Annotated in this window: 10 protein-coding genes; 9 read left to right on the top strand and 1 reads right to left on the bottom strand. The window is 65.3% G+C overall.

What is annotated here, in order from left to right; translation table 11 throughout:
• The first annotated feature begins 271 nt into the window (after positions 1–271).
• The 9 genes from nifE (at position 272) to nifM (ending at position 8,408) form a co-directional block, all read left to right on the top strand.
• Complete coding sequence (gene nifE, locus CWM53_RS10590; RefSeq protein ID WP_100730337.1) at positions 272–1,645, top strand: nitrogenase iron-molybdenum cofactor biosynthesis protein NifE; 1,374 nt, start codon at positions 272–274, stop codon at positions 1,643–1,645.
• Between the two features lie 9 nt (positions 1,646–1,654).
• Positions 1,655–3,040, top strand: a complete 1,386-nt coding sequence (nifN, locus tag CWM53_RS10585; RefSeq protein ID WP_100750785.1) for a nitrogenase iron-molybdenum cofactor biosynthesis protein NifN — start codon at positions 1,655–1,657, stop codon at positions 3,038–3,040.
• Positions 3,027–3,497: a NifB/NifX family molybdenum-iron cluster-binding protein gene (locus CWM53_RS10580; protein ID WP_008804129.1), complete on the top strand. Its 471-nt coding sequence runs from the start codon at positions 3,027–3,029 to the stop codon at positions 3,495–3,497. Before nifN ends, CWM53_RS10580 begins: the two co-directional genes overlap by 14 nt.
• Before the next feature lie 194 nt (positions 3,498–3,691).
• Positions 3,692–4,531: a Fe-S cluster assembly protein NifU gene (nifU, locus tag CWM53_RS10575; RefSeq protein ID WP_074385340.1), complete on the top strand. Its 840-nt coding sequence runs from the start codon at positions 3,692–3,694 to the stop codon at positions 4,529–4,531.
• Positions 4,532–4,546: 15 nt separating this feature from the next.
• A complete protein-coding gene (gene nifS, locus CWM53_RS10570) occupies positions 4,547–5,749 on the top strand; it encodes a cysteine desulfurase NifS (protein WP_074385339.1) in 1,203 nt (400 codons plus the stop codon).
• Positions 5,750–5,765: 16 nt separating this feature from the next.
• Positions 5,766–6,908, top strand: coding sequence for a homocitrate synthase (gene nifV / locus CWM53_RS10565; RefSeq protein WP_100630935.1), 1,143 nt, complete (start codon positions 5,766–5,768; stop codon positions 6,906–6,908).
• A 2-nt stretch (positions 6,909–6,910) separates the two neighbouring features.
• Positions 6,911–7,168: a nitrogenase-stabilizing/protective protein NifW gene (locus tag CWM53_RS10560; RefSeq protein WP_061153949.1), complete on the top strand. Its 258-nt coding sequence runs from the start codon at positions 6,911–6,913 to the stop codon at positions 7,166–7,168.
• A complete protein-coding gene (locus CWM53_RS10555; RefSeq protein WP_061153948.1) occupies positions 7,165–7,608 on the top strand; it encodes a nitrogen fixation protein NifZ in 444 nt (147 codons plus the stop codon). The genes CWM53_RS10560 and CWM53_RS10555 overlap by 4 nt, the downstream gene beginning before the upstream one ends.
• Positions 7,608–8,408 carry a nitrogen fixation protein NifM gene (nifM, locus tag CWM53_RS10550; protein ID WP_100630821.1) on the top strand — a complete coding sequence of 267 codons (801 nt, stop codon included), beginning with the start codon at positions 7,608–7,610 and terminating at the stop codon, positions 8,406–8,408. Before CWM53_RS10555 ends, nifM begins: the two co-directional genes overlap by 1 nt.
• 22 nt (positions 8,409–8,430) lie before the next feature.
• Here the strand turns inward: nifM and CWM53_RS10545 are convergent, their stop codons facing one another.
• A complete protein-coding gene (locus CWM53_RS10545) occupies positions 8,431–8,961 on the bottom strand; it encodes a flavodoxin (protein WP_100630822.1) in 531 nt (176 codons plus the stop codon).
• Positions 8,962–9,187 lie beyond the last annotated feature (226 nt).

The following is a 9,187-nucleotide window of genomic DNA, read 5'->3' as shown; positions in this document are numbered from 1 at the left end:
AACGCCCCCCATGCCGTTCACCCGCAGAGGGTGCGATGAAATAGAGAGGAAGGTCGGTGAACGGAATATTCCACCTTATCGACCTTTCCCACCATGAACGAATGCCTGGCCTGGCTCTGAATAGCGGCACGAGGCAACATTTGCCTTCCCCCTGTCCGATTGTTGCCTTTGTCGCAAAACCCACAACCCTTTTTCCTTAAAAATCAATCCCCCTCCCCCTGGAGCGCGAATTGCATCACCTCTCCGGTCTCCCACCGTCAACGAGGTCACTATGAAGGGAAAGGAAATTCTGGCGCTGCTGGACGAACCCGCCTGCGAGCACAACCAGAAGCAAAAATCCGGCTGCAGCGCCCCTAAGCCCGGCGCTACCGCCGGCGGCTGCGCCTTCGACGGCGCGCAGATAACGCTCCTGCCCATCGCCGACGTCGCGCACCTGGTGCACGGCCCCATCGGCTGCGCGGGCAGCTCGTGGGATAACCGCGGCAGCGTCAGCGCCGGCCCGGCCCTCAACCGGCTCGGCTTTACCACCGATCTTAACGAACAGGATGTGATTATGGGCCGCGGTGAACGCCGCCTGTTCCACGCCGTGCGTCACATCGTCGACCGCTATCATCCGGCGGCGGTCTTTATCTACAACACCTGCGTACCGGCGATGGAGGGGGATGACCTGGAGGCCGTCTGCCAGGCCGCGCAAACCGCCACCGGCGTCCCGGTCATCGCCATTGACGCCGCCGGTTTCTACGGCAGTAAAAACCTTGGCAACCGAATGGCGGGCGACGTGATGCTCAGGCAGGTGATTGGCCAGCGCGAACCCGCCCCGTGGCCGGACAACACGCCCTTTGCCCCGGCCCAGCGCCACGATATCGGCCTGATTGGCGAATTCAATATCGCCGGCGAGTTCTGGCAGGTCCAGCCGCTGCTGGATGAGCTGGGGATCCGCGTCCTCGGCAGCCTCTCCGGCGACGGCCGCTTTGCCGAGATCCAGACCCTGCACCGGGCGCAGGCCAATATGCTGGTCTGCTCGCGCGCGCTGATCAACGTCGCCCGGGGGCTGGAGCTGCGCTACGGCACGCCGTGGTTTGAAGGCAGCTTCTACGGGATCCGCGCTACTTCCGACGCCTTGCGCCAGCTGGCGACGCTGCTGGGGGATGACGACCTGCGCCGCCGCACCGACGCGCTGATCGCCCGCGAAGAGCAGGCGGCGGAGCAAGCCCTGGCGCCGTGGCGCGAGCAGCTCCGCGGGCGCAAAGTGCTGCTCTATACCGGCGGCGTGAAATCCTGGTCGGTGGTATCGGCTCTGCAGGATCTCGGCATGACCGTGGTCGCCACCGGCACGCGGAAATCCACCGAGGAGGACAAACAGCGGATCCGTGAGCTGATGGGCGACGAGGCGGTGATGCTTGAGGAGGGCAATGCCCGCACCCTGCTCGACGTGGTGTACCGCTATCAGGCCGACCTGATGATCGCCGGCGGACGCAATATGTACACCGCCTGGAAAGCCCGGCTGCCGTTTCTCGATATCAATCAGGAGCGCGAGCACGCCTACGCCGGCTACCAGGGCATCATCACCCTCGCCCGCCAGCTCTGTCTGACCCTCGCCAGCCCCGTCTGGCCGCAAACGCATGCCCGCGCCCCGTGGCGCTAGGAGAACACCATGGCAGATATTATCCGCAGTGAAAAACCGCTGGCGGTGAGCCCAATTAAAACCGGGCAACCGCTCGGGGCAATCCTCGCCAGCCTCGGGCTGGCCCAGGCCATCCCGCTGGTCCACGGCGCCCAGGGCTGCAGCGCCTTCGCCAAAGTTTTCTTTATTCAGCATTTCCATGACCCGGTGCCGCTGCAGTCGACGGCCATGGACCCGACCGCCACGATCATGGGGGCCGACGGCAATATCTTCACCGCGCTCGACACCCTCTGCCAGCGCCACAGCCCGCAGGCTATCGTGCTGCTCAGCACCGGTCTGGCGGAAGCGCAGGGCAGCGATATCGCCCGGGTGGTGCGCCAGTTTCGCGAGGCGCATCCGCGCCATAACGGCGTGGCGATCCTCACCGTCAATACCCCGGATTTTTTTGGCTCTATGGAAAACGGCTACAGCGCGGTGATCGAGAGCGTGATCGAGCAGTGGGTCGCGCCGACGCCGCGTCCAGGGCAGCGGCCCCGGCGGGTCAACCTGCTGGTCAGCCACCTCTGTTCGCCAGGGGATATCGAATGGCTGAGCCGCTGCGTGGAGGCCTTTGGCCTGCAGCCGGTGATCCTGCCGGACCTCTCGCAGTCAATGGATGGCCACCTCGGTGAAGGGGATTTTACGCCCCTGACCCAGGGCGGCGCCTCGCTGCGCCAGATTGCACAGATGGGCCAGAGTCTGGGCAGTTTCGCCATTGGCGTGTCGCTCCAGCGGGCGGCATCGCTCCTGACCCAGCGCAGCCGCGGCGACGTGATCGCCCTGCCGCACCTGATGACCCTCGACCACTGCGATACCTTTATCCATCAGCTGGCGAAGATGTCCGGACGCCGCGTACCGGCCTGGATTGAGCGCCAGCGCGGCCAGCTGCAGGATGCGATGATCGACTGCCATATGTGGCTTCAGGGCCAGCGCATGGCGATGGCGGCGGAGGGCGACCTGCTGGCGGCGTGGTGTGATTTCGCCCGCAGCCAGGGGATGCAGCCCGGCCCGCTGGTCGCCCCCACCAGCCACCCCAGCCTGCGCCAGCTGCCGGTCGAGCAAGTCGTGCCGGGGGATCTTGAGGATCTGCAGCAGTTGCTGAGCCACCAACCCGCCGATCTGCTGGTGGCTAACTCTCACGCCCGCGATCTGGCGGAGCAGTTTGCCCTGCCGCTGATCCGCGTCGGTTTTCCCCTCTTCGACCGGCTCGGTGAGTTTCGTCGGGTCCGCCAGGGGTACGCCGGCATGCGAGATACGCTGTTTGAGCTGGCCAATCTGCTGCGCGACCGCCATCACCACACCGCCCTCTACCGCTCGCCGCTTCGTCAGGGCGCCGATCCCCAGCCGGCTTCAGGAGACGCTTATGCCGCCCATTAACCGTCAGTTTGATATGGTCCACGCCGACGAGTGGTCGATGAAAGTCGCCTTCGCCAGCTCCGATTACCGCCACGTCGATCAGCATTTCGGCGCCACGCCGCGGCTGGTGGTCTACGGCGTCAAAGCCGACCGGGTCACCCTGCTGCGGGTGGTGGAGTTCCCGGTCGCCAGCGGTCACCAGACCGAGAAGATAGCCGAGCGCATCCATGCCCTTGAGGATTGCGTCACCCTGTTCTGCGTGGCGATTGGCGAGGCGGTTTTTCGCCAGCTGCTGCAGGTGGGCGTCCGCGCCGAACGCGTCCCCGACCAGACCACCATCCTCGGCTTGCTGCAGGAGATCCAACTCTCCTGGTATGAAAAAGCGCAGCGCCGCAGCGCGCGGCAACGCGATCCGCAGCGCTTTAACCGCCTGCTGGAGGAGCCGGCGTGGCGGGAGGAGCCCGACCCGCTCCCCTGATCCTGTCGTTTATGTGACAAAGCCCACAAAACGCCACAACAGTGTCGGCCCTGTCGGGGGCGCTTAACCCGCCAGGTCATTAACAAATAAGGTTTTTATGCGTTGGTATCGCAATTGCTTGGGGGTCAGTACCACCGCCAGTCTGCGGTGTACCGCGCCCCGGCGTTTTCGTCATCATCCCTGGAGCTGACAGCATGTGGAACTACTCCGAGAAAGTGAAAGACCATTTTTTTCATCCCCGCAACGCGCGCGTGGTCGACAACGCCAACGCGGTGGGCGATGTGGGTTCATTAAGCTGCGGCGATGCGCTGCGCCTGATGCTGCGGGTTGATCCGCAGACCGAGATCATCGAGGAGGCGGGCTTCCAGACCTTCGGCTGCGGCAGCGCCATCGCCTCCTCTTCCGCGCTGACGGAGCTGATTATCGGCCACACCCTGACCGAAGCCGGGCAGATCACCAACCAGCAGATCGCCGACTACCTCGACGGTCTGCCGCCGGAAAAAATGCACTGCTCGGTGATGGGCCAGGAAGCACTGCGCGCGGCCATCGCCCATTTTCGCGGCGAAAGCCTTGAGGAGGAGCATGAGGAGGGCAAACTGATCTGTAAATGCTTCGGCGTCGACGAAGGACATATTCGCCGGGCCGTGGTGAACAACGGCCTGACCACCCTCGAGGAAGTGATCAACTACACCAAAGCCGGCGGCGGCTGCACCGCCTGCCATGAAAAAATTGAGCTGGCGCTGGCGGCGATCCTCGCCCAACAGCCTCCGGCCCCCCTGCCGGTGGAGACGGCCCACGATGCGCACTGGCAAAGCGTGGTCGATACCATCAACGAACTGCGCCCGCACATTCAGGCCGACGGCGGCGACATGACGTTGCTCAACGTCACCCCGCGTCAGGTGACCGTCAGCCTCTCCGGCAGCTGCAGCGGCTGCATGATGACCGACATGACCCTCGCCTGGCTGCAGCAAAAGCTGATGGAGCGCACCGGAAGTTACATGGACGTGGTGGCGGCCCCGGCCGCGGTTAACTAACCCAAGGGGGATACGATGAAACCTGTTTATCTTGATAACAACGCCACCACCCGTCTCGACCCGATGGTTCTCGACGCGATGATGCCCTTTTTAACCGACTTTTACGGCAACCCTTCGTCGATACACGATTTTGGTCTGCCGGCGCAGGCGGCCCTTGAACGGGCGCACCAGCAGGTGGCCACCCTGCTCGGGGCCGACTACCCCAGCGAGATCATCTTTACCTCCTGCGCCACCGAGGCCACCACCACCGCCATCGCCTCGGCCGTGGCCCTGATGCCGGAGCGGCGCGAGATCATCACCAGCGCGGTCGAACATCCCGCCACTCTGGCGGTGTGTGAGCAGCTGGAGCGCCAGGGATACCTGATCCACCGTATCGCCGTGGATCAGCAGGGCGCCCTGGATATGGTGCAGTTTCGGGCGGCGCTTAGCCCACGCGTGGCGCTGGTCAGCATCATGTGGGCCAATAACGAAACCGGCGTCATGTTCCCGGTGCCCGAACTGGCGGAGCTGGCTCATGAGCAGGGCGCGCTGTTTCACTGCGACGCGGTGCAGGTGGTGGGCAAAATCCCGATGGCGCTCAGCCAGACGCGGATCGATATGCTCTCCTGCTCGGCGCATAAATTCCACGGCCCCAAAGGAGTGGGCTGCCTCTGGCTACGACGGGGAACGCGTTTTCGCCCGCTGCTGCGCGGCGGCCACCAGGCGCATGGCCGGCGGGCCGGTACGGAAAATATCAGCGGCATTGTCGGAATGGGCGCTGCCAGCGAGCTGGCGCAGGTTCATCTGCCGGGCATGGCGCAGATTAGCCAGCTGCGCGATCGTCTTGAACAGCATCTCCAGGCCACTATCCCGGCGGTGACGGTGATGGGCGGCAGCCAGCCGCGGGTGCCCGGTACCCTCAATCTGGCCTTCGAGTGTATCGAGGGTGAGGCAATCCTGCTGCTGATGAATCAGGCCGGGATCGCCGCCTCCAGCGGCAGCGCCTGCACCTCCGGCTCGCTGGAGCCGTCGCACGTCATGCGGGCGATGAATATCCCCTACACCGCGGCCCACGGCACCATCCGCTTCTCCCTCTCACGCTATACCCGGGAAAAAGAGATCGACTATGTCATCGCCACCCTGCCGTCGGTTATCGACCGGCTGCGCGCTCTGTCGCCCTACTGGCGACAGGGTCAGCCGCACCTGCAGGATGGCGCCTTCACGCCGGTCTACGGCTAAGGCGGGGGAGACAATGATGGGACGCGTACTGATTAACGACACCACCCTGCGCGATGGTGAACAGAGCCCCGGCGTGGCCTTTCAGGCCAGCGAAAAGATCGCCATCGCCGAGGCGCTGTACGCGGCGGGGATCGAGGCCATGGAGGTCGGCACCCCGGCGATGGGCGAGGAGGAGTGCGCCCGCATCCGGCAGGTGCGCCGACAGCTCCCGGGCGCCACGCTGATGACCTGGTGCCGGATGCAGGCGGGAGAAATTCGCCAGAGCGCCGACCTGGGCATGAACTGGGTGGATATCTCCATCCCCGCCTCCGACAAGCTGCGACAGTACAAACTGCGCGAAGGCTTACCGCTGTTGCTGGAGCGGCTGGCGGCCCTGATCCACCTCGCCCACACCCTTGGCCTGAAGGTCTGCATTGGCTGTGAGGACGCCTCGCGAGCCAGCGACGCGACGCTGCAGGACATTGCCCGCCTGGCCCGGGAGGCGGGAGCCACCCGTCTGCGCTATGCCGATACCGTCGGTATCCTCGACCCGTTCACCACCGCGGCGCAGATCACCGCCCTGCGCCGCGTCTGGCCCGGCGAACTCGAAATGCACGCCCATAACGATCTGGGTCTGGCCACCGCCAACACCCTGGCGGCGGTGCGCGCCGGGGCCACCAGCGTCAACACCACCGTGCTGGGCCTGGGCGAACGCGCGGGCAATGCGGCGCTGGAAACCGTGGCGCTCGGGCTGGAGCGCTGCCTGGGCGTCGAGACCGGCGTGCGTTTCACCGCCCTGCCGGCGCTGTGCGAGCAGGTGGCCCTTGCCACCCGCCGCCCGGTGGATCCCCAGCAGCCGCTGGTGGGCGAGCTGGTTTTTACCCACGAATCCGGCGTGCATGTTGCGGCACTGCTGCGCGACAGCGAGAGCTATCAGGCGATCGACCCCGCCCTGCTGGGCCGCGGCTATCGGCTGGTGCTGGGCAAACACTCCGGTCGCCAGGCGGTTAACGGCGTCTTCGATCGAATGGGCTATCACCTGACGTCAGCGCAAATTGACCAGCTGCTGCCAGCGCTCCGTCGCTTTGCCGAAAACGGCAAACGCAGCCCGCGGGATGATGAGCTGGCGGCAATCTACCACGCGCTTTGCGGCGCCGAAACGCTGCAGGCCAGGGGGTGAGTATGGAGTGGTTTTATCAGATCCCCGGCGTGGGCGACCTGCGCTCCGCCGATGCGTTCTTTCAGTTTTTCGCCGTTCCCTACCAGCCCGAGCGCCTGGCCCACTGCAGCCTGCCGGTGCTGGCCACCTTTCACCGCAAGCTGAAGGCGGAAGTGCCTCTGCTCAACCAGCTGGAGGAGAACCCGCGAGCGCACTGGCTGCTGGCGCGCCGACTGCTGGCGGAGAGTTATCAGCAACAGTTCGAGGAGAACACGCCATGAGACCCCAATTTACCTTTAGCGAAGCGGTCCGCGTCGTGCGCGCCATCCGTAACGATGGCACCTATGCGGGCCTGCCGTCCGGCGCCCTGCTGGTGCGCCGGGGCAGCATCGGCTATGTCCGCGACTGGGGGGTATTCTTGCAGGACCAGATCATCTACCAGATCCACTTCCCGGACTGCGACCGGGTGGTCGGCTGCCGCGAACAGGAGCTGATTGCCGGCGATCGACCCTGGCTGGCCGGCAATCTGCAGTATGGCGATAGCGTAATCTGTCAGACGGCGCTGGCGATGCAGGGCGAGATGGTGGTCAGCGTCGGGCAGTTGGGGCGCATCGAAGCCACCGACCGGGGCGAGCATGGCGACGGCTATATCGTCGACTTCGGCGGCCGCTGGTTCCAGGTCCCGGTAAGCGCGCTGGCGCTGGCAGAGGAGGAAGAATAATGGAGCCATGGCAACGATTTGGCCGGCAGCGGCTGGCGCAGAGCCGCTGGAACTGCGAGCCGGCGGCCATCGACGCGGTCGACCGGCAGGCCTTCGAGGCGGCCTGGCAGCGCCAGGCCCAGATGGAGCAGCTCATCGTCGCCCAAATTGCGCCGGAGGCGATCCCCGCCGCGCTGCTGGAGGGCCTCGCCACTTCGCTGGGCACCTGGCTGGATGAGGGAGGATTTACGCCAGCGGAACGGGCGGCGATCGTCCTGCACCACGCCCGGCTGGAAACCGCCTTCGCCGGGATTGCCAGCCAGGCGCCGCGGCCGGATCCCGCCACGGTGCAGGCCTGGTATCTGCAGCATCAGGCGCAGTTTATGCGCCCGGAACAGCGCCTGACCCGCCATCTGCTGCTCACCGTCGATGGCGACGACCAGGCGATTTACTCGCGCATACGGGAGCTTCATGGGCAAATCGAAGCCTCTCGTGAGGCGTTTGCGTCGCTGGCCCAGCGACACTCCCACTGCCCGAGCGCGCTGGACGGCGGACTGCTGGGCTGGATCGGCCGGGGGTTGCTCTATCCGCAGCTGGAGGAGGCGCTGTTTGCGCTGGAGGAAAATGCGCTGAGCGCGCCGGTGGCCAGTGAGCTCGGCTGGCATCTGATCTGGTGTGAGGCCATTCGCCCTGCCGCGCCGATGACGCCTGAGCAGGCGCTGGAAAGCGCCCACGATTACCTCAGTCAACAGAGCCAGCGACGCCACCAGCGCCAGTGGCTGGCCGAGATGTTAGCGCGCCAGCCGGGGCTGTGCGGGTAGCCGACAGGCTACCCGCCATCGCCTACAGCAGATGCGGTTTAATCTCCTCAAGCCAGGTCGCCAGACGCGCGTCGGTCTCGTCGAACTGGTTATCCTGGTCCAGCACCAGCCCGACAAAGCGATCCCCCTCCAGCGCCGATGAGGCGCTGAACTCATATCCCTCGTTCGGCCAGCTGCCGATCATCGACGCCCCGCGGGCGCGCAGGGCGTCGTACAGCGGCCGCAGCCCGCTGGCGAAGTTATCCGGATAGCCACGCTGATCGCCGAGACCAAACAGCGCCACCGTTTTTCCCTGCAGGCTGACGTCGCCGAGGTTGCGGATAAACTCGGCCCACGACTCGCTCTCGCCCCCGGCCTCAAGGCCCGGCAGCTGGCCGTCGCCCAGCGTCGGCGTCCCCAGCAGCAGGGCCGGGTAGGCCAGCAGGTCCGCCAGCGTGGCGCGGTTGATATTGACCGGGGCGGCGGCGGCCTCCCCCAGCTGCTTGTGGATCAGTTTCGCGATCTTGCGGGTTTTACCGGTATCGGTACCAAAGAAAATGCCAATGTTCGCCATAGTACGCTCCTGTCGGAATGGTGTTGAAAAAAGGAATGACGACAGAGGTATTGCGAAGGCTGTGCCAGGTTGCCCTGCACCGCGACGGCCCATCCCTGCCCCATCAGGATCGCTTCGCCTCACAATGCCGCGCGCCAAAGGCGCCCCCGGCGGGGCGAAAGGTAAAAATCCGTGAATTTTCCCCCTGTCGGATCAATGTTTCGCGTGGTCGTTCCGATAAGGGCGC

The sequence above is a fragment of the Klebsiella sp. A-Nf5 genome, assembly GCF_002810545.1.
GTDB lineage: Bacteria > Pseudomonadota > Gammaproteobacteria > Enterobacterales > Enterobacteriaceae > Klebsiella > Klebsiella variicola.
The sequence above is the reverse complement of the archived record's forward strand: the minus strand, read 5'-3'. Positions and strand labels throughout refer to the sequence as shown.